This is a genomic window from Streptomyces sp. NPDC043867, from assembly GCF_056435845.1.
Genome location: NZ_JBWKDS010000004.1, coordinates 64,387 through 87,517, shown reverse-complemented (window position 1 = coordinate 87,517; position 23,131 = coordinate 64,387). Strand labels below are relative to the sequence as shown.

Sequence of the window (23,131 nt, the reverse complement as noted above, 5' to 3'; positions counted from 1 at the left end):
GTGGGGGAGAAAAGGTAACACCAATTGGCAGCCAACGATGCCCCCGGTGACCCGCCACCTCCCCCCCCACCGTGGTGTGTCTGCCCAGCTACACCCAGGTGTCCAGCCACATCCGCGACCGCCAGTCGTCGATCGGGATCGCCGTGCCGGTGTAGATGGGCCAGAAGTAGATGAAGTTCCAGGCGATCAGGAGGACCAGGACGCCCGCTGCGGCGGCGCCCGCGACGCGGCGGCGTTCACTGGATCCCGGGGGGCCGAGGAGCGCGCCGATCAGCATGGCGACGGCCAGGCAGAGGAACGGCACGAAGACGACGGCGTAGAAGAAGAAGATCGTGCGTTCCTGGTAGTTGAACCAGGGGAGATACCCGGCGGCGACGGCGCAGGCGATCGCGCCCGCCCGCCAGTCGCGGCGGAACGCCCAGCGCCACAGCACGTACAGGACCGCGAAGCACGCCGCCCACCACAGCAGCGGGGTGCCCAGCGCGAGGACCTCGCGGGCGCACTTCCCGCCGGCGTCGGCCGGGCAGCCGTCCCTGCCGGGCGCCGGGGACTCGTAGAAGTACGAGACGGGGCGGCCGGTGACCAGCCAGCTCCACGGGTTCGACTGGTAGGTGTGCGGCGACGAGAGGCCCACGTGGAACTTGTAGACCTCGTGCTCGTAGTGCCACAGGCTGCGCAGCCAGTCCGGCAGCATCGTCCAGTTGCCGCCCTTGCCGTCGGTCGCGGCCCAGTTACGGAAGTAGCCCCCGCTGCCGTCGGCGGGGGAGAGGATCCAGCCGGTCCAGGAGGCCAGGTAGACGACGACGGCGACCGGCACCGTGGCCAGGAAGGTGATGCCGGTGTCGTGCCTGAGGACGGCCGAGTACGGATGGCGGGCGCCCGCGACGCGACGCGAGCCGACGTCCCACAGGACGGCCAGCACGCAGAACGCGGCCAGCACGTAGAGGCCGTTCCACTTCGTGCCGATGGCCAGGCCCAGCAGCACGCCGGCCCCCCAGCGCCAGGGACGCCAGCCGAGGCGGACGGACTCGGCCGTGTGCTGGTCGGGGCGCACGACACCGTCCTGGTCGGCCGGGAGCGCCGCGGCCAGCCGCGTGCGCGCCTTGTCCCGGTCGACCACCAGACAGCCGAAGGCCGCCAGCACGAAGAACATCAGCACGCCGTCCAGCAGCGCCGTACGGCTCATCACGAAGTGCAGCCCGTCCACCGCCAGCAGGGCGCCCGCGAGGCACCCGAGGAACGTGGAGCGGAAGAGCCGGCGGCCGATCCGGCACACCAGCAGCACGGACAGCGTGCCGAGCAGCGCCGTCATGAAGCGCCAGCCGAACGGATCGAAGCTGAACATCATCTCGCCGAGCCCGATGACGTACTTGCCGACCGGCGGGTGCACCACGTACGCGGCGTCCGTGGGGACGGACACGTGGCCGTTGCCCTGGAGGATCAGGTCGTTGGCGTCCTTGGCCCAGTTGACCTCGTACCCGCGGTGGACCAGTGCCCAGGCGTCCTTGGCGTAGTACGTCTCGTCGAATATCACCGCCCTCGGGCCGCCCAGGTTCCAGAACCGCATCAGCCCGGCCAGCAGGGTCACGAGCAGCGGACCGCCCCACCCCGACCACCGCGTGACGCGTTCGGCGACCTCGTGGCGCAGCCCGAACGCGGCCCAGACACGCGGGCTGGGCGCCGCGTACGGCGGCACGAGGCGGTCGCGGACATCACTTCGGGGCTTCGCCGAATAGCCGAAGCGCCGCAGCCGCTGCTGCCACGACGGCCGCTGCTCTTCGGTGGCCCGGCCCTGCCGGGTGTCCGTGGAGGACGCGGTACTGGTCACCGCGCCATCGTAGGGAACGTCTCTGTGGGAGTCCCGTCCCCGGGCCCTGCGAGGATGGAAACGTGACAGGAACCCTTGTACTGGCAGGCACCCCCATCGGCGACGTGAGCGACGCTCCGCCCCGGCTCGCGAAGGAGCTGGCGACCGCGGACGTCGTGGCCGCCGAGGACACGCGACGGCTGCGCAGGCTCGCGCAGGCCCTGGACGCGCTGCCGACGGGGCGGGTGGTCTCGTACTTCGAGGGGAACGAGGCGGCGCGCACCCCGGAGCTGGTCGAGGCGCTGGTCGGCGGGGCCCGGGTGCTGCTGGTGACCGACGCCGGGATGCCGTCCGTCTCCGACCCGGGCTACCGCCTGGTCGCCGCCGCCGTCGAGAAGGACATCAAGGTCACCGCCGTGCCCGGCCCGTCCGCGGTGCTCACCGCGCTCGCGCTGTCCGGGCTGCCCGTCGACCGGTTCTGCTTCGAGGGCTTCCTGCCGCGGAAGGCGGGCGAACGCCTGTCGCGGCTGCGGGAGGTCGCCGAGGAGCGCCGCACCCTCGTGTACTTCGAGGCGCCGCACCGGCTCGACGACACCCTCGCCGCGATGGCGGAGGTGTTCGGCGAGGGGCGCCGGGCCGCCGTCTGCCGCGAACTGACGAAGACGTACGAGGAGGTCAAGCGCGGCCCGCTGGCCGCGCTGGCCGCCTGGGCCGCCGAGGGGGTGCGCGGCGAGATCACCGTGGTCGTCGAGGGCGCCCCCGAGAAGGGCGCCGGGGACCTGGACGCCGGCGAACTGGTGCGCAGGGTGCGGGTGCGCGAGGAGGCGGGGGAGCGGCGCAAGGAGGCGATCGCCGCCGTGGCCGCCGAGGCGGGGATTCCCAAGCGGGAGGTCTTCGATGCCGTCGTGGCGGCAAAGAACGCGGCGCGCGGCGCCCCATAGGCGGGCAAAGGACGGCCGGGAAAGGCAAAGCCCGGCCGGGCTCCGGGGGCGTTGCGGCAAGGAAGGGCCAAGACGGATCCAACACTCGGCAGGTCTGCTGCGTCCACGCCGGGAGAGGCGTCCACTGGTCGCAGGGGCGCACCCGCCCCTCGCCTTCGGGGGGCGCAGTGGGGAGTCGGCTCCCCCCTCCCGCGACGGAGGCGCTCGTCCGGCGGACAAGAGGAGCTGGAATGAGTGAGATCGCAGGGCGGACCGGCCGGGGCACCCCGGCGGCCGACGTCGTCCACGAGTCGTATTCCTTCGCCTGCATGCGCTGCGGGCACGGCTGGGAGCAGTCGTACGAGATCGAGCACCACCGCGACGCCGAGGGCACCGCGTTCGTGACCTACCTCGCCGACGGCCTGGTGGTGCCGTCGCCGCTGAGCCGGCCCACCTGCCTGAACTGCGACAACCACCTGGTGCGCATCATGCGCGCCGGACAGGTGTCCTCGGCGCTCAACTCCCTGCGGCGGCAGCCGCCCGCGCTGCCCCGGCAGGCATCTGCGGAACCCGCCGGCCCGGACCACGCGCCCGAGCCCGAGGAGCCCCACCACTGGCACTTCTCGGACCTGCTGCACCCCTTCCACCACCGCGGGGCTAGCTGATCCCCCTCCGTGACGGGCGGGCGAGCCGGCGCCCTTCCGTCGCACACGGGCCGATCCGCCGACCGTGACGACAGGCCGGGCGTGCCCCCTTCGTAGGATCGGGGCATGCCCTCCAACGCCGAAGCCCCGCCCCTGCCGGAACCGCTGCGCGTGGCCGTCGCCGACTCGCACACCCACCTCGACATGCAGTCCGGCACGGTCGAGGAAGGCCTCGCCAAGGCCGCGTCGGTCGGCGTGACCACCGTCGTCCAGGTCGGCTGCGACGTGCCCGGCTCCCGGTGGGCGGCGCAGACCGCCCTGGAGCACGACGCCGTCCACGCGTCCGTCGCACTGCACCCCAACGAGGCGCCCCGCATCGTGCACGGCGACCCCGGCGGAGGGGGGTCCCGCCAGGGCGCGCGCGCCGCGGGCGGTGACGCCGCTCTGGACGAGGCCCTCGCCGAGATCGACCGGCTGGCCGCCCTGCCCCAGGTCAAGGGCGTCGGCGAGACCGGCCTCGACTACTTCCGCACCGGCCCCGAGGGCAAGGCGGCCCAGGAGCGCTCCTTCCGCGCCCACGTCGAGATCGCCAAGCGGCACGGCAAGGCCCTGGTCATCCACGACCGCGAGGCCCACGCCGACGTGCTGCGCGTCCTCAGGGAGGAGGGCGCCCCGGAGCGGACCGTCTTCCACTGCTACTCGGGCGACGCGGCGATGGCCGAGGTCTGCGCCCGCGCCGGGTACTTCATGTCCTTCGCCGGCAACATGACCTTCAAGAACGCCCAGCCGCTGCGCGACGCACTCGCCGCCGCCCCGCTGGAACTGGTCCTGGTGGAGACCGACGCACCGTTCCTGACCCCGGCGCCGTACCGCGGAAGGCCCAACGCCCCGTATCTCGTTCCGGTCACGGTCCGTGCGATGGCCGCCGTGCGGGGCATCGGCGAGGACGCGATGGCGACGGCGCTGGCCGCGAACACGGCCCGCGCGTTCGATTACTGACCCATAACGCTTCCAGGGGTTTCCCCGGGTCCCGCCGCGGGAGAGTGTCGCCACGCTGTGTAGCCGCGTTGCTTGGGAGAGTGACGACCGCTCCGCTAGGTTCTGGTCGCCCGATCCCCCTGGAGCCTCGTCGTGAGCAACTCGCAGTACGAGACGTACGAGACGTACGGCCCGGCCGGCCGGTGCGGCCCGGCCGTCTTCGACCCGCCGGCGCCGTACGACGTCCTCGACCCGCACAGCGCGCCGACGCTGCCCCACCACGCCCTCGACCCGCACAGCGCGCCGACGCTGCCCTACGACGTCCGCGCCGCGCCCGGGGTCTTGAAGGACACCTACCGGCCCGCCCACGAGGAGCCCACGCTGCCGCGGCAGACCGTCCCGGACGGGGGGCTCCCGGGCTACGGCGCCGCTCCCGCGGCCGGCGGTCCGCTCTCCGGCGGGCGCGCCGGAGCCCGCCGCGCCGCGCGCCGCAGACGCACCGCCGTACGGCAGGACCCGCTGCGCCGGCTGCTGCCGCAGGCGGTGGTCGTGGCGTTCCTGGCGGGCGGCACCACCGCGTTCGTCGCCGAGGACAAGGCGGTCGAGCTGACCGTCGACGGCAGGCCGCGCACGCTGCACACCTTCGCGGACGACGTGACCGAGCTGCTCGCGGACGAGGGCGTTCAGGTCGGCGCCCACGACCTCGTGGCGCCCGCCCCCGGTACGCCCCTGGCCAGCGGGGACGAGGTCGCCGTCCGCTACGGGCGCCCCGTGCGCCTCACCCTCGACGGCGAGCGGCGCGAGGTGTGGACGACGGCGCACACCGTGGAGGGGGCGCTCCGGCAGCTCGGGGTGCGGGCGGAGGGCGCGTACGTGTCCGCCTCCCGCTCCCGGCGGATCGGCCGGGAGGGGCTGACGCTCGACGTCCGCACGGAGCGCACCGTCACGGTCATGGCGGACGGGCGGGCGCGGACGATCCGCACGAACGCCGCGAGTGTCCTGGAGGCAGTCGGGGAGGCCGGCGTCACCCTGCACGGCCAGGACACGACCTCCGTGCCGCCCGGCAGCTTCCCGCGGGACGGGCAGACCGTCACCGTCATGCGGATCACCGGGACCAGGGAGGTCCGCGAGGAGCTGATCCCGTTCGCGGAGGAGCGGACGCGGGACGCGTCGCTGTTCCGGGGCACGGAGGTGGTCGAGCGGGCCGGGCGGCCCGGCACCCGGCGGGTCACGTACCTGGTGCGCACCGTGAACGGCGTCCGGCAAAGACCCCGGCGGGTGAGGGCCGAGGTGGTGCGCGAGCCGCAGACGCAGGTGGTGAAGGTCGGCACGAAGACGCCGCCGACGTCGGTCGCCGGGGCCGACCACCTCGACTGGGCCGGGCTCGCCGCGTGCGAGTCGGGCGGCCGGCCGGGGGCGGTGGATCCCTCCGGGACGTACGGCGGGCTCTACCAGTTCGACACGCGCACCTGGCAGAGCCTCGGGGGTTCGGGCCGGCCGCAGGACGCACCGGCGGCGGAGCAGACGTTCCGGGCGAAGAAGCTCTACGTACGGCGGGGCGCGAGCCCCTGGCCCCACTGCGGCACCCGCCTCCGCGGCTGACGGCCCCGGGGGCTCCGCCGCCGGACCCCGTGACGGCCTGAACGGCAGCGTCCTCGAACGCCGGAGGGGCGGAAACTCCCCCGGCGCCGCGGGGGCGCGAGAAGTGGCCGTCACCCACCCGTACCCTTGGTGCGTGAGCAGCCCCACCCCCGACGCCCTCCTGGGCCCCGCCGACGTCCGCGAACTCGCGGCCGTCCTCGGCGTGCGGCCCACCAAGCAGCGCGGCCAGAATTTTGTGATCGACGCGAACACCGTGCGGCGGATCGTGCGGACCGCCGGTGTGCGCTCCGACGACGTGGTCGTCGAGGTCGGACCCGGCCTCGGGTCGCTGACCCTGGGTCTGCTGGAGGCCGCCGACCGGGTCGTCGCCGTCGAGATCGACGACGTGCTCGCGGGGGCGCTGCCCGCGACCGTCGAGGCGCGGATGCCGCAGCGGGCCGGGCGGTTCTCGCTCGTGCACTCCGACGCGATGCACGTGACCGAGCTGCCGGGCCCCGCGCCCACCGCGCTCGTCGCGAACCTGCCGTACAACGTGGCCGTGCCCGTGCTGCTGCACATGCTGGAGGCCTTCCCGACCATCGAGCGGACGCTCGTGATGGTGCAGGCGGAGGTGGCCGACCGGCTCGCGGCGGCGCCCGGCTCGAAGGTGTACGGCGTGCCGTCCGTGAAGGCCAACTGGTACGCCGAGGTGAAGCGCGCCGGCGCCATCGGGCGGAACGTGTTCTGGCCCGCGCCGAACGTGGACAGCGGCCTGGTGTCGCTGGTGCGGCGGGCCGAGCCCCTGAAGACCACGGCCTCGCGGCGCGAGGTCTTCGCCGTCGTGGACGCCGCGTTCGCGCAGCGCCGCAAGACCCTGCGGGCGGCGCTCGCCGGGTGGGCGGGGTCCGCCGCGGCCGCCGAGGCCGCGCTCGTCGCCGCGGGTGTCTCGCCGCAGGCCCGCGGGGAGGCGCTGACGGTCGAGGAGTTCGTCCGCATCGCGGAGAACCGCGCCGAACGGCCGGCGGACGCCGGGCACAAGGGGGCGAGGGCGTCGTGACGGTGACGGTACGCGTCCCGGCCAAGGTCAACGTCCAGCTCGCGGTGGGTGCCGCCCGCCCCGACGGCTTCCACGACCTGGCCAACGTCTTCCTTGCGGTCGGGCTGTACGACGAGGTGACGGCCGCCCCGGCGGACGGGCTGCGGATCACCTGCGCGGGCCCGGACGCCGGTCAGGTGCCCCTGGACCGTACGAATCTGGCGGCCCGCGCGGCCCTCGCGCTCGCCGGACGCCACGGCCGCACGCCCGACGTCCACCTCCACATCGCCAAGGACATCCCCGTCGCCGGCGGCATGGCCGGCGGCAGCGCGGACGCGGCCGGCGCGCTGGTCGCCTGCGACGCACTGTGGGGCACGAACGCCTCGCGCGAGGAACTCCTCGACATCTGTGCCGAGTTGGGCAGCGACGTGCCGTTCAGCCTGGTGGGCGGGGCGGCTCTGGGCACCGGACGAGGCGAGCGGCTGCGCCCGCTGGAGGTCGGCGGGAGTTTCCACTGGGTCTTCGCCGTCGCCGACGGCGGGCTGTCGACACCGGCCGTGTACGCGGAGTTCGACCGCCTCACCTCACACGTCACCGTTCCCGAACCGGCCGTGTCCCAGGACCTCCTCGACGCCCTGGCGAAGGGCGACCCGGCGGCCCTCGCCGCGGCGGTCTCCAACGACCTCCAGCCCGCGGCGCTCTCCCTGTTCCCGAAGCTGACGGACACCCTGGCCGCCGGACGCTCCGCGGGCTCCCTCGCCGCGCTGGTCTCCGGGTCGGGGCCGACGACGGCCTTCCTCGTGCGGGACGCGGAGTCCGCGCGCGAGGTCGCAGGCGCGCTGCGCGCCTCGGGCACCTGCCGGGCGGTACGGGTCACCGAGGGCCCCGCGCCCGGCGCGACCCTGCTCTGAGACCGCGGCCCGGGCCACGGCGGGCGCGGACTACCCTTGAGGGTCGATCGTCCCCCTCGTCAGGAGAGAAATGGCCGTCAATCTGGTCAATGTCGAGTCCGTCAGCAAGGTGTACGGAACCCGTGCCCTGCTCGACGGTGTCTCGCTCGGCGTGTCCGAAGGGGACCGGATCGGCGTGGTCGGCCGCAACGGCGACGGCAAGACCACCCTGATCCGCATGCTCGCCAAGCTGGAGGAGGCGGACACCGGCCGGGTCACGCACTCCGGCGGCCTCCACCTCGGGGTGCTGACGCAGCACGACTCGCTGGACCCCGCGGCGACCGTCCGGCACGAGGTCATCCGGGACCTCGCCGACCACGAGTGGGCGGGCAACGCCAAGATCCGCGACGTGCTGACCGGTCTCTTCGGCGGCCTGGACCTGCCCGGTTTCCCGCAGGGCCTCGACACCGTGATCGGTCCGCTGTCCGGCGGTGAGCGGCGGCGCATCGCGCTGGCCAAGCTGCTCATCGACGAGCAGGACCTGATCATCCTCGACGAGCCCACCAACCACCTGGACGTGGAGGGCATCGCCTGGCTGGCCCGGCATCTGCGCGAGCGGCGGTCGGCGCTGGTGTGCGTCACCCACGACCGGTGGTTCCTCGACCAGGTCTGCACCCGCATGTGGGACGTGCAGAAGGGCGACGTCTACGAGTACGAGGGCGGCTACACCGACTACGTCTTCGCCCGCGCCGAGCGGGAGCGGATCGCCGCGACCGAGGAGGTCAAGCGGCAGAACCTGGTCCGCAAGGAGCTGGCGTGGCTGCGCAGGGGCGCGCCCGCCCGTACGTCCAAGCCGCGCTTCCGGGTGGAGGCCGCCAACGAGCTGATCGCGGACGTACCGCCGCCGCGGGACACGAGCGAGCTGATGAAGTTCGCCTCGTCGCGGCTCGGCAAGACCGTCTTCGACCTGAAGGACGTGACCGTCCAGGCCGGGCCCAAGCTGCTGCTCAAGCATCTGACCTGGCAGCTCGGTCCGGGCGACCGGATCGGTCTGGTCGGGGTGAACGGCGCGGGCAAGACCTCGCTCCTGCGGGCCATGACCGACGCCGCCCGCAGTGACGGCGAGCAGCAGCCCGCGGCCGGCCGGATCGTCACGGGCAAGACCGTCAAGCTCGCCTACCTGTCCCAGGAGGTCGCCGAACTCGACCCCACCTGGCGGGTGCTGCAGGCCGTGCAGGCCGTGCGGGACCGGGTCGACCTCGGCAAGGGGCGCGAGATGACCGCGGGGCAGCTCTGCGAGACGTTCGGCTTCAGCAAGGAGAAGCAGTGGACGCCCGTCGGTGACCTGTCCGGTGGTGAGCGCCGCCGGCTCCAGCTGCTGCGGTTGCTGATGGACGAGCCCAACGTCCTCTTCCTCGACGAGCCCACCAACGACCTGGACATCGAGACCCTGACGCAGCTGGAGGACGTGCTCGACGGATGGCCCGGGTCGATGGTCGTGATCTCCCACGACCGGTTCTTCATCGAGCGGACCACCGACAAGGTGTACGCGCTCCTCGGGGACGCCACCCTGCGGATGCTGCCGCGCGGCATCGACGAGTACCTGGAGCGGCGCCACCGCATGGAGGAGGCCGCCGCGGCCGCCGTCCTCGCCGCCGCCCCCGCCCCGGCCAGGTCCGCGTCGGCCGCCGACGCCCGCGCCGCGAAGAAGGAACTGCAGAAGATCGAGCGGCAGTTGGACAAGGTCTCCGACAAGGAGACCAGGCTGCACGCCCAGATCGCCGCCAACGCGACGGACTTCGCAAAGGTGGCCGAACTGGACGCCGAGCTGCGGGAGTTGGCCGGGGAGCGCGAGGAGCTCGAACTGCGGTGGCTGGAGCTCGCCGAGGACGCGTAGGACGCGGCCGGGTGGGGTGAAGGGCGCGTGAAGGCGCGTAACGAGGGCATCACGGGCCGGTCCTCCCTTGGGAACAGGGGGAGGACCGGCCCCTTGTTCGAGGGCTGCGCAGTGATACAAAGGGCCGTCTGAAGACAGTCTGAGAACCACTCCAGCGCGACCGTGGGTGGCTAAAAATCAGTGAAGAGGGGGAGCGCTGATGACTCAGCCGCCCAACCAGCCGCCCAAGGGCGACTCGGGAACACCGCACGACCAGCCGACCCAGCACGCCTCCGGGGCACCGCGGGACCCGCGGCAGGGCGCCACGCCCCCGCCGCCCCAGGCCCCGCCGGGCCCGCCCGCCGGCGGCCCTCCGCAGCCGCCGCAGCCCGGCTACGGATACCCGCAGCAGCCCGGCCCGTACGCCCAGCCGGGCCCGTACGCCCCGCCGCAGCAGCCCGGCCCCTACGGCCAGCCGCAGCAGCCGGGTCCCTACGGCCAGCCGACGCAGGCCGGTCCCGGTCCCTACGGTCAGCCGCAGCAGCCGGGCCCTTACGGCCGGCCGGGCCCCTACGGGCAGCCGCCGCAGGCCGGTTACGGCTATCCGCAGGGCCAGTTCCCCGGCGGCCCGGTGCCTCCGCCGCCCGGCGGCGGGCCGAGGAACCCGTTCCGGGGCAAGCCCGCGATGATCATCGGCGCGGCGGTCGCCGCGCTGCTCGTCATAGGCGGCACCGTGTTCGCGGTCGTCAACGGCGGTGACGGCGACAAGAAGCCGGTCGCGAAGAAGAGCCAGGACGACAAGCCGACCCAGTCCGCCCCGGTCGACGAGGGCGACGGCAGCGGTGACGGCGGCGAGGACCCGGACAACCTCAACGAGGGCCGCCAGGACGGCGAGGCGAAGGTGCTCTGGTACAAGGAGGCGCCCGACGCCCCCGGTTCCGGCGCCGACGCCCCCGGCATGTGGATCACCGGCAAGACGGCGGTGAAGGCGGCCTACAAGCAGCTCTTCGCCTACGACGTCGGTGACGGCAAGCCCACCTGGGACGCCATCACGTTCCCGCAGAAGATCTGCGCGGCCTCCCGGCAGAAGACGTCCGACGACAAGATCGTCATCGCGTACAAGGCCGGCGCCACGGACGGCGCCAAGTGCAACCAGATCCAGCAGATCGACCTCACCACCGGCAAGAAGGGCTGGAGCGCGAAGGTCGCCGACGGCGGCCTCTTCGACAGCGCCCTGTCCGTCGAACTGACCATCTCCGGCGACACGTTGATGGTCGGCCGCTCGCAGTCCGGCACCGCGTACGACATGTCCTCGGGCAAGAAGCTGTGGGACAAGAAGAAGTACGGCACGGCCTGCTTCCCGACCGCGTTCGCCGGCGGCAGCAAGCTGATCTCCGTCTCCTCCTGCGGCGCCGGCAGCTCCGACGCGCACGACGAGGTGCAGGAGCTGGACCCGGCGACCGGCACGACCAGGTGGACGCAGAAGGTCGTCAAGGGCTGGCAGGTCGCGCGGACGTACTCGGTCGACCCGGTCGTCCTGTACCTCACCAACAAGGACAAGAAGCAGTGGAACATCTCCACGCTGAAGAACGACGGCACGATCCGCTCGCAGGTCGACGTCGACGAGTCGTTCGCACCGGAGTGCGGCTGGGCCATCCTCACCCGTGAACTCCAGGGCTGCACGGGGGTCGCGGCCGACGCCAACACCCTCTACCTGCCCACCGAGGCGAAGACCGGCCCGAACGAGATCGTCGCGATCAGCCTGGAGAGCGGCAAGGAGAAGTGGCGCACCAAGTCGCCCACGGACCAGACGATGCTGCCGCTGAAGCTCGACGGCGGCGACCTCATCGCGTACGTCGAGCCGTCCTACGACGCGGGCGGCCGGATCGTGTCCGTCCCGACCGGGGGCGGCGGCCACAAGACGACGAAGCTGCTGCAGAACCCGCAGGGCACCGCGGACATCGAGAACGGCTTCTACTCCAAGGCACTCGACTACGTGGACGGACGCTTCTACCTGTCCACGACCCGGCTGACGGGCAACGACGAGTCGAAGGAGAAGCTGATGCTGGCCTACGGCAAGTGACCGCCGGCCCGCCGACAGCGCCCCTTCCCGTCACCCCCGCGCGCCCTTCGCACTCCGAACACCCCGAGGTAGAGACGTCATGAGCCAGCCGCCGCCCCCGCCGCCGCCCAACCAGCCCCCGCAGCAAGGAGGGTTCGGCGCTCCGCAGGACCCGCCGCCGGGCGGCTTCGGTGCCCCCCAGACCCCGCCGCCGGGCGGTTTCGGGGCGCCCCAGCAGCCTCCGGCCCCCGGTTACGGCTACCCGCAGACCCCCCAGCCCCCGCAGGCGCCCCCGCCCGCCCCGCCGCAGGGCGCGCCCCCGCAGCCGCCGCAGGGCCCGGGCTACGGCTACCCGCACACCCCGCAGTCGCCGCCGCCCGGACAGCCCGGGTACGGGTATCCGGGCCAGCAGCCCCAGCCGCCGTACGGCTATCCGCAGCCGCAGACCTTCCCGATGCAGCCGCAGGTGCCCCACCAGGGCGGCGGCCGGAAGTTCAGCCCCCAGATGATCATCATCGTCGCGGCCGTCGTCGTCATCGCCCTCATCATCGGCGGCGGTGTCTGGTACAAGGCGTCCTCCGGCAAGGACGACAAGAGCAAGGACACCTCCGCGGGACCGGGTGGCAACTCCGGCGGCACGGACGGGAAGGGCGGCGACACCTCCGGCACCTCCGGCGGTGGCGGCGCCAAGGAGAAGGCCCCCTCCGACCCGGCCGCCGAGGTCCTCTTCCAGGTGCCCGCGCACGAGGTCAAGGACGAGCGGATCGACAGCGTCACCGGCTCCTGGCTCACCGACGCGGTGTACGCCAAGGCGGGCGTCGGCAAGATCGTGGGCTACGAGCCCGACAGCGGCTCCGAGAAGTGGACCCTCGACCTGCCCGGCCAGACCTGCGCGGGCTCGCGCGAGATCACAGAGGACGGCGTCGCCGCGGTGGTGACCGAGGAGGCCGAGCGCAGCGGCAAGAACGACCGCCACCCCTGCACGAAGGTCGTCGCCTTCGACATGGACACCGGCAAGGAGCTGTGGACCAAGACGGCCGCCATCAGCGGGACGGAGATCGCGTTCGGCGAGGTCACCATCAGCGGCAGCACCGTCGCGGTCGGCGGCGGCTACTCCGGCGGCGCCGCGTTCGACGCCAAGACGGGCAAGGTCCTGTGGCAGCCGAAGGTCAGCTCCTGCAAGGACGTCGGCTACGCCGGCGGCGAGCAGCTCGTCGCGGTCCGCAAGTGCGGTGACTACGGCAACGAGAAGTACCAGGTGCAGCTGCTCGACCCGAAGAGCGGCAGCGTCAGGTGGACGTACAAGCTCCCGGCCGGCATCGACAACGCCAAGGTGATCTCCACCAAGCCGGTGGTCTTCGGCGTCGACTCCGGTGACATCACCGCCTCCGGTGTCACGGACGCGTTCTCGCTCGACGAGAGCGGCAAGCTGCGCACCAAGATCACGCTGGCGGACGGCAAGTACGAGCACGACTGCGGCGTCAACAAGGTGCACGACTGCAACGGCATCGCGGTCGGCAACGACAAGCTGTACGTGCCGACCAAGGAGCACGAGGGAACCGCCCAGTACAGCCGGACCAACGAGATCATCTCCTTCTCGCTGGCCACCGGGAAGACCACCGGCGACCGGATCGACGCGGGCGACGGCTACTCGATGTTCCCCATCCGGATGGACGGCGCCAACGTCATCGCGTACAAGGACGGCCCGTACGACAAGGGCGCCCAGGTCGTCTCGGTGGACGGCAAGTCGCTGAAGCAGACGAAGCTCCTGGAGACCCCCGCCTCCGAGACCGTGCTGCGCGCGATCAGCAGCATGGTCCCGAGCTCCTGCGAGCTGCTCTACACCTCCGGCCGCCTGTTCATGGGCAAGGAGCTGATCAGCAAGCCGTACTCGAAGGACGAGAAGGAGTACACGGCTCTCGGGTTCGGCGCCAAGTAGCGCGCCCGGCGCCGAGGAGCGCGCCGCGCGCCAGGACGCGCCGGGTACCGCGCGCGGTACCGCACCCGTGGCCGACGGCCCCGTCCCTGCTCAGGGGCGGGGCCGTGCGCCTACCCCGCATCGTGCGCGAGGGGGAGGGATTTCGGTGTTCCGGGTCGCTTCTCCCCGGTAGGGGAAGCGCAACGTCGAACAAGCGTGTAGCTTCCGGGGGATGGAGAGCCGGGGGGCTCGTTACCACGGGGAACCAGTGGGGATGCTCAGGGGGACTGGGGGTTGCTCGATGGGAGTTCGGCTCATGGTGGTCGACGACCACCGACTGCTCGCCGAGGCACTGGCCTCGGCGCTGAAACTGCGCGGGCACCGGGTGCTCGCCGCCGCGGCGCCCGCCGCGGGGGCGGCCGAGCTGGTGATCGCCCGGGCACCCGAGGTGTGCCTGATCGGCACGGCGACACCGGCCGAGCCGGGGATCTTCGACCCGGTGGTGAAGATCAAGCGGGAGCGCCCGCAGGTGGCGGTCCTGGTGCTCGGGCCGGTGCCGAACCCGCGCGGGATCGCCGCCGCCTTCGCCGCCGGTGCCTCCGGGTACGTGCGGCACGACGAGCGGATCGAGGGCGTCGAGCGCGCGATCATGAAGGCGAGGGCCGGGGAGGTCGCCGTGGCCCCGCAGTTGCTGCAGGGCGCGTTCGGCGAGCTGCTCAATCCGGCCGCGCAGCCCGACGACGAGGGCCAGCGGCTGCTCCAGATGCTCACCCCGCGCGAGGTGGAGGTGCTGGTGCGGGTCGCCGACGGCGAGGACACCCGGCTGATCGCGGCGGGGATGGGCATCGCGCCCAGCACCGCGCGCACCCATGTCCAGCGGGTGCTGATGAAACTGGGCGTGGGCTCGCGCCTGGAGGCGGCGGCACTGGCCGCGCGCACCGGGCTGCTCGACCGGGCGGGTCCGGTGCCGCACCTCCCTGCACAGACGGGTGCGGGGCCGGAGTGAACTCCGGCCCCGCCTGCCTCGGGCACCGACCGGAACGGCCGGCCGGGCCCGGGTGCGTCACGCGTGCTCGTCCGGCGCCCCGGTCTCGTCCGGCGTCGCCGGGGCGATGGGGCGAAGCTTGAGCCACACCAGGAAGAACAGCCCCAGGGCGAGCATCGCGAGGCCCGTCCAGAGGTTGATGTTGACGTCCTGGGCCTTCTTCAGGTCGGCGTCGGACGGGTTGATCCCGGCGATCGTGACGATCACGCCGTAGACCACGAACAGGCCGCCGATGATCCGCCGGATGTCGAAGAGACGGGCGGCGGTCGCGGACTTGCTCTCCAGTTCGGAGACTTCGCGCTGCAGTTCGGACATGGTCAGTGCCTCCGATCGGGTCAGAAGGAGTACGGGACGTAGCACAGCGCGGCCAGGGCGATCGCGCCCCAGCCCAGCAGCGCCGGCTTGCGGTACCAGGCGTCGTCGCCCGCCGCGGGCGGTTCCGCGAGACCCGGGGAGGTCGTTCCGTAGACCAGTCCCGCCAGTTCGGCCTCCGGCTTCGGAGCGGTGAACAGGGTGACGGCGACCATGACGACCGCGCCCGCGACGAAACCGACGATCGCCGACACGAAGTTGGCGCCCTGGTCGCTCGGGATGCCGATGACACCCTGCTTGTAGATCCAGAAGTAGTTCACCATCGCGGCCGTGGTGCCCGCGACCAGGCCCCAGACACCGGACTTCACGGAGGCGCGCTTCCAGAACATGCCGATGATGAAGACCACGAACATCGGCACGTTGAAGAAGGAGAAGAGCGTCTGGAGGTAGCTCATGATGTTGGAGAAGCTGGAGGCGATGAACGCCGTGCCGATGGAGGCCAGCACACCGATCGCGGTGATCAGCCGGCCGAACTTGACGTAGTAGCCGTCCTCGCGGTCCGTGACCACGTACCGCTGCCAGATGTCGGTGGTGAACACGGTGTTGAAGGACGACACGTTCGCCGCCATGCCGGCCATGAACGCGGCGAGCAGGCCGGTCACCGCGATGCCGAGGACACCGTTGGGCAGCAGCTCCTGCATCAGGTACGGGATGGCGTCGTTGTACTGGAGGTCCGAGCCGCCGGTGCCTATCTTCGGTACGAGGACGGCGGCCACCAGACCCGGGATCATCACCAGGAACACGATGAAGATCTTCGGGAACGCGGCGATCAGCGGGGTGCGCTGGGCGGCGGAGAGGTTCTTCGCGGACAGCGCGCGCTGCACCTCGGCGAAGTTCGTCGTCCAGTAGCCGAAGGAGAGCACGAAGCCGAGACCGAGGACGATCGTCAGCCAGTTCGCGCCGAGCGGGTTGGGGTCACCGATGCCCGTACCGCCCCAGGCGGACAGGAAGTTGTCGCCGTGGCTCTTGGTGAGCGAGTCGGTCAGGCCGTCCCAGCCGCCGACCTTCTTCAGGCCGAGGACGGAGAGCGGGATGAGCGCGGCGAGGATCACGAAGAACTGCAGGACCTCGTTGTAGATCGCCGAGGACAGACCGCCGAAGGTGATGTACGCGAGGACGAAGAAGCCCGCGACGACGATCGCCACCCACTGCGGCCAGCCCAGCAGTGCCTCGACGACGATCGCCAGCGCGTAGAGGTTCACGCCCGCGATCAGCACGGCGGCGAAGGCGAACAGGACCGAGCTCAGCAGATGTGCGGACCTGTCGAAACGCTGGAGCAGGAACTCCGGCACCGAGCGGACCTTGGAGCCGTAGTAGAACGGCATCATCACCAGGCCCAGGAAGACCATGGCGGGGATGGCGCCGATCCAGTACCAGTGGACGACGGCCACGCCGTACTGCGCGCCGGTCGCGGCCATGCCGAGGATCTCGGTCGCGCCCAGGTTGGCCGCGACGAACGCGAGACCCGTGACCCAGGCCGGCAGGGAGCGCCCGGACAGGAAGAAGTCGAGACTCGTCTTCACCGAGCGGCGCGCGGCGAAGCCGATGCCCAGCACCACGACGAAGTAGATCGCCAGGATCGCGTAGTCGAGCCCGTTCGTGGGGAGTCGGAGCCCCTCGGCGAGATAGGTGCCGTGGGGCAGGGAGGTGGGGGACTGCATAGGAACTCGCTTCGTTGCGTGAACGTATCCGACCGGAACCTACGCCTCCGCGTTCAGAAAATGAACACTTCAGTTGATGTTCTTTGTTTGATTGTGATGTTGACGCCCGTGGGGACTTGTGGTTTGTTGTGTTCGGTTCTGTTTGATGGGTGGGACAGGGGAGTCCGGCAGTGAAGAAGACCTCGACCCGGCTGGCGGACGGCCGTGAGCTCGTCTATTACGACTCGCGGGACGACACAGTGCGCGACGCGGCGGACCGGCGTCCGCTGGAGCCGACCGTCACCACCTCCGAGGTCCGCCGCGACCCGCTGCTCGGCGACTCGGTGGCCGTCGCCTCGCACCGCCAGGGCCGCACCTACCACCCGCCGGCCGACGAGTGCCCGCTGTGCCCCTCCCGGGGCGAGAGGCTGAGCGAGATCCCGGACTCCTCCTACGACGTGGTGGTCTTCGAGAACCGTTTCCCCTCGCTGGCGGGTGACTCCGGCCGCTGTGAGGTCGTCTGCTTCACCTCCGACCACGACGCGTCCTTCGCCGACCTCACCGAGGAGCAGGCGGGCCTGGTCCTGGAGGCGTGGACCGACCGCACCGCCGAACTGTCCCATCTCCCCTCCGTCGAACAGGTCTTCTGCTTCGAGAACCGCGGTGCCGAGATCGGCGTCACCCTCGGCCACCCGCACGGCCAGATCTACGCCTACCCCTTCACCACCCCGCGCACCGCCCTGATGCTGCGCTCGCTGGCCGCCCACAAGCAGGCCACCGACGGCGGCAACCTCTTCGACGAGGTCGTGGCCCGCGAACTCGCCGAGGGCGACCGGGTCGTCCTGGAGACCGAGCACTGGGCGGCCTTCGTGCCGTACGCGGCGCACTGGCCCTACGAGGTGCACCTCTACCCCAAGCGCCGGGTCCCCGACCTGCTCGGCCTCGACGACGGCGCGCGCACAGAGTTCCCCCAGGTCTATCTGGAACTCTTGAGGCGCTTCGACCGGATCTTCGACCGGCGGGACGGAGGGAAAGAGGGCGAGGGCGAGCCCGCGACGCCGTACATCGCCGCCTGGCACCAGGCGCCGTTCGGCACGCTGGAGGAGTTCGAGGGCGCCGAACGCGACGACTTCGCACTCCACCTCGAGCTTTTCACCATTCGCCGCACTTCCGGCAAGCTGAAGTTTCTCGCGGGTTCCGAGTCCGGCATGAGCGTGTTCATCAACGACGTGCCGCCGGAGACCGCGGCTCAGCGACTGCGAGAGGTAGCGAGTTCATGAGTGGGAAGTACCTGGTCACCGGCGGCGCGGGCTATGTCGGCAGCGTGGTCGCGCGGCATCTGCTGGAGGCGGGCCACGAGGTCACCGTCCTCGACAACCTCTCGACCGGCTTCCGCGAGGGAGTCCCGGCGGGCGCCGCGTTCATCGAGGGCGACATCCGCGACGCCACCAAATGGCTGGACTCCTCCTACGACGCGGTCCTGCACTTCGCCGCCTTCTCCCAGGTCGGCGAGTCCGTCGTCAAGCCCGAGAAGTACTGGGACAACAACGTCGGCGGCACCATGGCGCTGCTCGCCGCGATGCGCTCCGCGGGCGTGCGCACACTCGTCTTCTCCTCCACCGCCGCGACCTACGGCGAGCCCGAGGTCACCCCGATCGTGGAGAGCGCCCCGACCGCCCCGACGAACCCCTACGGCGCCTCCAAGCTCGCCGTCGACCACATGATCAGCGGCGAGGCGGCGGCCCACGGACTCGGCGCGGTGTCCCTGCGCTACTTCAACGTGGCCGGCGCCTACGGGGACTGCGGCGAGCGGCACGACCCCGAGTCGCACCTCATCCCGCTGGTCCTCCAGGTCGCCCAGGGCCGCCGCGACGCGATCTCGGTCTACGGGGACGACTACCCGACCCCGGACGGCACCTGCGTCCGCGACTACATCCACGTCGCCGACCTCGCCGAGGCGCACCTGCTGGCGCTGACCGCGGCCCGCCCGGGCGAGCACCTCATCTGCAACCTGGGCAACGGCAACGGCTTCTCCGTCCGCGAGGTCATCGAGACCGTCCGGCAGGTGACCGGGCACCCGATCCCCGAGGTGGCGGCGCCGCGCCGGGCCGGCGACCCGGCCGTCCTGGTCGCCTCCGCCGCCACCGCGCGCGAGCGGCTCGGCTGGAACCCGTCCCGCGCGGATCTCGCGGGGATCGTCGCGGACGCGTGGGCGTTCGCACAGAACAGGGACTGAGGGAGTACCAGGTGGGGGTTCGCGAAGGATTCCAGGAGCTGTACGGGGCCGCGCCGGAAGGCGTCTGGGCGGCCCCCGGCCGGGTCAACCTGATCGGTGAGTACACGGACTTCAACGAGGGGTTCGTGATGCCGCTCGCCCTGCCGCACACCGCGGTGGCGGCGGTCTCCCGGCGCGACGACGGCATCCTGCGGCTCCACTCGGCCGACGTCGAGGGTCCCGTCGTCGAACTGCACGTCGACTCGCTCGAGCCGCTGACCAACACCAGCTGGGCCGCGTACCCGGCCGGCGTGGTGTGGGCCCTGCGCGCCGCCGGGCACGCCGTGACCGGCGCCGACGTGCACCTGGCGTCCACCGTGCCGACCGGCGCGGGCCTCTCCTCCTCCGCGGCCCTCGAAGTCGTCACGGCGCTATCCCTGAACGACCTCTTCGGATTCGGGCTCACCCGGCCCGAACTGGCCCGCCTCGCCCAGCGCGCCGAGAACGACTTCGTCGGCGTGCCCTGCGGGATCATGGACCAGACGGCGTCCGCGTGCTGCACCGAGGGGCACGCCCTGCACCTCGACTGCCGCGACCTGTCGATCCGTCAGGTCCCCTTCGACCTCGCCGCCCAGGGTCTCGAACTGCTCGTCGTCGACACCCGCGTGAAGCACGCCCTCGGCGACGGCGCCTACGCCGAGCGGCGCCAGGGATGCGAGGAGGGCGCCCGGCAGCTCGGCGTCTCCCATCTGCGCGACGTCGCCCACGAGGACCTCGACGCGGCCCTGGCCCGGCTCACCGACGAGCGCGTGCGCCGCTACGTACGGCACGTGGTCTCCGACGACCACCGGGTGGAGCGGGTCATCGGCCTGCTGGACGCGGGAGACGTGCGCGGCATCGGGCCCGTCCTCACCGAGGGGCACGCCTCCCTCCGCGACGACCTGCGCATCTCCTGCCCCGAGCTGGACCTCGCGGTTTTCGCCGCCAACGCGGCCGGGGCGCTCGGCGCTCGGATGACCGGCGGGGGCTTCGGCGGTTCGGCGGTCGTCCTCGTGGAGTCCGCCGACGTCGACACCGTCACCAAGGCGGTGACGGAGGCGTTCACCGCGGCCGGTCACACCGCCCCCCGCGTCTTCCCGGCGGTGCCCGCGGCGGGCGCCCACCGGGTGGGCTGAGCGCCGGTCTCCTCAGCCCGTCCGGGCGGTCCGCCGCGCGGCGGCGCACGAGAAGCGGGCCGGGCGTCCGTGTGCCGCGAGGATCACGTCGCTCAGCGGGTCAGACGCTTCGTCAGCGTGTACTCGGTGATCCCCGGCGGATAGCCGGGGATCACGCACACCACCTCGTAGCCCTGCTTCTCGTAGAACCCGGGCGCCTGGAAGTCCCAGGTCTCCAGCCGGGCACTGCGGCAACCGTGGTCGTCCCGCGCCGCCCGCTCCGCCCGGGCGAGCAGCCGGGCCCCGAGCCCGGCCCCCCGGTACCGCTCGTCCACCCAGAGATACGTGACGTGGAGCCAGGTCGCCCACGCGTGCCCGACCAGACCCCCCGCGAGAGCCCCCGTCCCGTCCAGCGCCCAGACATGAAGCGGAACCTCTCGTTCACCGGGGGTTCCGCGCAGGGAGCGCAGCACCGGGGAGGCCCGCGTGTTGGCGTCCCGCAGCCGCCTGCGCAGCAGATCCCGTCGCTCCCGGTCCACTTCTGTCTCAAGACGGAACATACGGCCCACCATAAACGCGCCGGCCGGCCAGTTCTGCAAATCGCCTTCCGCTCCCCGCTCCCGGCCCTACCCTGATGAACAGTGCCGGTGGGGGCCGGTGCTGATCAGGGGGCGAGACAGCCGGGTACGACGCCCGGAGTGGGGGTAGCAGTTCCAGCACGGCGGCGGCCGTGCGGCTGCGTCGCCCCACCCCGGGCCCTGGGGGCCAGGGGATCATTCCGGGCGCCGTACCTGCGCAGGCCGTCCTCCGACAGTGGGGGTTTCAGTGGTTCGCATCCGTGTCCTGGTCGTCGACGACCACCGCATCTTCGCCGAGTCGCTCGCCGCGGCCCTGGCCGCCGAGCCCGACGTCGACGTGTCCGCGGCGGGCAGTGGCCCCGCCGCTCTGCGCTGCCTGGAGCGGGGCGCCGCGGAAGGGCGCAGATTCGACGTGGCTCTCGTCGACGCGGACCTGGGCGGCAACGTGCCGGGCACGCGTCCGGCCGTCCCCGTGCAGGAGAGCAACGAGGACGGGCTCGTCGACGGGATCTCGCTCGTCGCCGGCGTCCGCTCCGGTCAGCCCCACGTCCGCACGGTGGTGCTCGCCGAGAGGGACGACCCGCGCCGCGCGGCCCTCGCCCTGCAGGCCGGCGCCTCGGGCTGGGTCGCCAAGGACTGCTCGCTGTCCCGGCTGCTCACCGTCATCCGGGGAGTCCTGCGGGACGAGACGCATCTGCCGCCCGCCCTGCTCACCGGCGTGCTGCGGGAGCTGACCGCCGCCCGCAAGCACCGCACCGAGAGCGAGCGGCTGGTGGAGTCCCTCACGCCGAGGGAGCGGGAAGTGCTGCGGTGCATGGTGGCCGGGCTGGGGCGCAAGGCGGTCGCCGAGCGGCTGTTCCTCTCGCCGCACACCGTGCGGACCCACATGCAGAACGTCCTCGGCAAGCTCGGGGTGCACTCCACGCTCGCCGCGGTCGCGCTCGCGCGCCGGGCCGGGGTCGGACCCGCCGACCTAACCGGGGATGTTGTCGAACGGGGCGGTCAACTGGCGTAGCAGTGCGGCCAGTTCGCCGCGCTGCCCGCGGCTGAGCTCCGCGAGGATCGCGCGCTCCTGGTCCAGGAGTCCGGCCAGTGCCTGGTCGGCGCGGTCCTGGCCCTCCTCCGTGAGCCGCACCAGCACGCCCCGCCGGTCGCTGGGGTCGGGCAGCCGCTCCACCAGCCCCTTCTTGGCGAGCCGGTCGATGCGGTTCGTCATCGTGCCCGAGGTGACCAGGGTCTGGGTGAGGAGCTGGCCGGGGGAGAGCTGGTAAGGGGCGCCCGCGCGCCGCAGCGACGTCAGGACGTCGAACTCCCAGGGCTCCAGACTGTGCTCGGCGAACGCCAGCCGGCGTGCCCGGTCCAGGTGCCGGGCCAGCCTGCTCACCCGGCTGAGCACCTCGAGCGGTTCCACGTCGAGGTCAGGGCGCTCCCGGCGCCACGCTGCGACCAGCCGATCGACCTCGTCCTCCATGACGATCAGTGTAGTGGTTGTGTCGACGTGAAGTCTCTTGACGTCAAGATACTTGGGGTGTGAGGGTGGAGATCGCCCAGGACACCTCGCCCAGGTCACGTCCCCACCGGACGTGACCCTCCAGGAGGCCCGCCATGCCCGCCGCCGCTCCCCACTGGGACCCCAGCCAGTACCTGCGCCACGCCGACCACCGCGCCCGCCCCTTCGCCGACCTCCTCGCCCGCGTGCCGGCCCTGCCGCGGGAACCGGCCCGCATCGCCGACCTCGGCTGCGGCCCCGGCAACGTCACCGCCCTGCTCGCCGAACGCTGGCCCACCGCACACATCACCGGCTACGACAACTCCCCGCAGATGCTGGAACGCGCCCGCACCGACCACGCCGGCCCCACCCCGGGCGGCGGCCGGCTCGACTTCGCAGGCGCCGACGCCCGCACCTGGACGCCCGCGGAGCCGTACGACCTGATCATCAGCAACGCCACCCTGCAGTGGGTGCCCGGGCACCCCGCGTCCTTCCCCGCCTGGGTCGAGGGCCTCGCCCCCGGCGGCACCCTCGCCTTCCAGGTCCCCGGCAACTTCGACTCGCCCAGCCACCGCCTCATGCGCGAGATCGCCCGCTCCCCGCGCTGGCAGGACCGCCTCGGCGAGACGCTGCGCCACGACGGGGCGATCCTCACCCCCGCCGGCTACCTGGACCGCCTCGTCGCCCTCGGCTGCCGGACCGACGTCTGGGAGACCACGTACCTGCATCTCCTCCCGGGCGAGGACCCGGTGCTGGACTGGGTGAAGGGGACGGGTCTGCGGCCCGTCCTCACCGAACTGGGCCCGGACGCGGACGCCTTCGTCGACGAGTACCGCGAGGCCCTGCGCACCGCTTACCCGGCCGGCGGACACGGCACGGTGTTCCCGTTCCGCCGCGTCTTCGCCGTCGCCCGGAAGGCGGACTGA

The 23,131-nt window shown here is 72.2% G+C and carries 20 protein-coding genes; 15 read left to right on the top strand and 5 right to left on the bottom strand.

The genetic code is table 11. The features are described 5' to 3' along the window. Positions 1-88: 88 nt before the first annotated feature. Positions 89-1,828: a dolichyl-phosphate-mannose--protein mannosyltransferase gene (locus tag AC069T_RS05425; RefSeq protein WP_478781463.1), complete on the bottom strand. Its 1,740-nt coding sequence runs from the start codon at positions 1,826-1,828 to the stop codon at positions 89-91. A gap of 62 nt (positions 1,829-1,890) precedes the next feature. Between AC069T_RS05425 and rsmI the strand changes: the two genes are divergently transcribed. The 10 genes from rsmI (at position 1,891) to AC069T_RS05375 (ending at position 14,718) form a co-directional block, all read left to right on the top strand. Beyond that, on the top strand, positions 1,891-2,748 hold the full coding sequence (gene rsmI / locus AC069T_RS05420; protein WP_478781462.1) for a 16S rRNA (cytidine(1402)-2'-O)-methyltransferase: 858 nt from the start codon (positions 1,891-1,893) through the stop codon (positions 2,746-2,748). A gap of 230 nt (positions 2,749-2,978) precedes the next feature. After that, positions 2,979-3,392 (top strand): hypothetical protein, encoded by a 414-nt coding sequence (locus AC069T_RS05415; RefSeq protein WP_478781461.1) that lies wholly within the window; start codon positions 2,979-2,981, stop codon positions 3,390-3,392. Positions 3,393-3,497: 105 nt separating this feature from the next. Then, positions 3,498-4,370 (top strand): TatD family hydrolase, encoded by an 873-nt coding sequence (locus AC069T_RS05410; protein ID WP_478781460.1) that lies wholly within the window; start codon positions 3,498-3,500, stop codon positions 4,368-4,370. A gap of 132 nt (positions 4,371-4,502) precedes the next feature. After that, positions 4,503-5,951: a ubiquitin-like domain-containing protein gene (locus tag AC069T_RS05405; RefSeq protein ID WP_478781459.1), complete on the top strand. Its 1,449-nt coding sequence runs from the start codon at positions 4,503-4,505 to the stop codon at positions 5,949-5,951. Between the two features lie 133 nt (positions 5,952-6,084). Beyond that, the gene (rsmA, locus tag AC069T_RS05400) at positions 6,085-6,987 is read left to right on the top strand and encodes a 16S rRNA (adenine(1518)-N(6)/adenine(1519)-N(6))-dimethyltransferase RsmA (RefSeq protein WP_478781458.1); all 903 of its coding nucleotides are present in this window, start codon (positions 6,085-6,087) and stop codon (positions 6,985-6,987) included. Then, entirely contained in the window at positions 6,984-7,877 is an 894-nt protein-coding gene (locus tag AC069T_RS05395) for a 4-(cytidine 5'-diphospho)-2-C-methyl-D-erythritol kinase (protein ID WP_478781457.1), read from the top strand. Before rsmA ends, AC069T_RS05395 begins: the two co-directional genes overlap by 4 nt. A gap of 70 nt (positions 7,878-7,947) precedes the next feature. Continuing rightward, on the top strand, positions 7,948-9,753 hold the full coding sequence (locus AC069T_RS05390) for an ABC-F family ATP-binding cassette domain-containing protein (RefSeq protein ID WP_388788404.1): 1,806 nt from the start codon (positions 7,948-7,950) through the stop codon (positions 9,751-9,753). A 199-nt stretch (positions 9,754-9,952) separates the two neighbouring features. Beyond that, positions 9,953-11,815 carry an outer membrane protein assembly factor BamB family protein gene (locus tag AC069T_RS05385; RefSeq protein ID WP_478781456.1) on the top strand — a complete coding sequence of 621 codons (1,863 nt, stop codon included), beginning with the start codon at positions 9,953-9,955 and terminating at the stop codon, positions 11,813-11,815. Between the two features lie 79 nt (positions 11,816-11,894). Further along, positions 11,895-13,733 carry an outer membrane protein assembly factor BamB family protein gene (locus tag AC069T_RS05380; RefSeq protein WP_478781455.1) on the top strand — a complete coding sequence of 613 codons (1,839 nt, stop codon included), beginning with the start codon at positions 11,895-11,897 and terminating at the stop codon, positions 13,731-13,733. A 280-nt stretch (positions 13,734-14,013) separates the two neighbouring features. Next, entirely contained in the window at positions 14,014-14,718 is a 705-nt protein-coding gene (locus AC069T_RS05375; protein WP_478781454.1) for a helix-turn-helix transcriptional regulator, read from the top strand. A 57-nt stretch (positions 14,719-14,775) separates the two neighbouring features. On the opposite strand, the gene AC069T_RS05370 is transcribed toward AC069T_RS05375, so the two are convergent. Continuing rightward, complete coding sequence (locus tag AC069T_RS05370) at positions 14,776-15,072, bottom strand: hypothetical protein (RefSeq protein ID WP_478781453.1); 297 nt, start codon at positions 15,070-15,072, stop codon at positions 14,776-14,778. A gap of 20 nt (positions 15,073-15,092) precedes the next feature. After that, positions 15,093-16,790, bottom strand: a complete 1,698-nt coding sequence (locus AC069T_RS05365) for a sodium:solute symporter family protein (RefSeq protein ID WP_478781452.1) — start codon at positions 16,788-16,790, stop codon at positions 15,093-15,095. A gap of 170 nt (positions 16,791-16,960) precedes the next feature. Between AC069T_RS05365 and galT the strand changes: the two genes are divergently transcribed. The 3 genes from galT to galK are packed head-to-tail and all read left to right on the top strand — an operon-like array spanning position 16,961 to position 20,159. Continuing rightward, positions 16,961-18,049, top strand: coding sequence for a galactose-1-phosphate uridylyltransferase (gene galT / locus AC069T_RS05360; protein ID WP_478781451.1), 1,089 nt, complete (start codon positions 16,961-16,963; stop codon positions 18,047-18,049). Then, on the top strand, positions 18,046-19,005 hold the full coding sequence (gene galE, locus AC069T_RS05355) for a UDP-glucose 4-epimerase GalE (RefSeq protein WP_478781450.1): 960 nt from the start codon (positions 18,046-18,048) through the stop codon (positions 19,003-19,005). Before galT ends, galE begins: the two co-directional genes overlap by 4 nt. Positions 19,006-19,016: 11 nt before the next feature. Next, positions 19,017-20,159, top strand: a complete 1,143-nt coding sequence (galK, locus tag AC069T_RS05350) for a galactokinase (RefSeq protein ID WP_478781449.1) — start codon at positions 19,017-19,019, stop codon at positions 20,157-20,159. Positions 20,160-20,251: 92 nt separating this feature from the next. On the opposite strand, the gene AC069T_RS05345 is transcribed toward galK, so the two are convergent. Next, the gene (locus tag AC069T_RS05345) at positions 20,252-20,710 is read right to left on the bottom strand and encodes a GNAT family N-acetyltransferase (protein WP_478781640.1); all 459 of its coding nucleotides are present in this window, start codon (positions 20,708-20,710) and stop codon (positions 20,252-20,254) included. A gap of 253 nt (positions 20,711-20,963) precedes the next feature. On the opposite strand from AC069T_RS05345, the gene AC069T_RS05340 reads away from it, so the two are divergent. Beyond that, positions 20,964-21,731 (top strand): LuxR C-terminal-related transcriptional regulator, encoded by a 768-nt coding sequence (locus AC069T_RS05340; protein WP_478781448.1) that lies wholly within the window; start codon positions 20,964-20,966, stop codon positions 21,729-21,731. Here the strand turns inward: AC069T_RS05340 and AC069T_RS05335 are convergent. Next, positions 21,690-22,187 (bottom strand): MarR family winged helix-turn-helix transcriptional regulator, encoded by a 498-nt coding sequence (locus tag AC069T_RS05335; RefSeq protein WP_476753845.1) that lies wholly within the window; start codon positions 22,185-22,187, stop codon positions 21,690-21,692. The two genes, AC069T_RS05340 and AC069T_RS05335, sit on opposite strands and share 42 nt — an antisense overlap. Positions 22,188-22,321: 134 nt before the next feature. Between AC069T_RS05335 and AC069T_RS05330 the strand changes: the two genes are divergently transcribed. Next, positions 22,322-23,131: a trans-aconitate 2-methyltransferase gene (locus AC069T_RS05330; RefSeq protein WP_478781447.1), complete on the top strand. Its 810-nt coding sequence runs from the start codon at positions 22,322-22,324 to the stop codon at positions 23,129-23,131.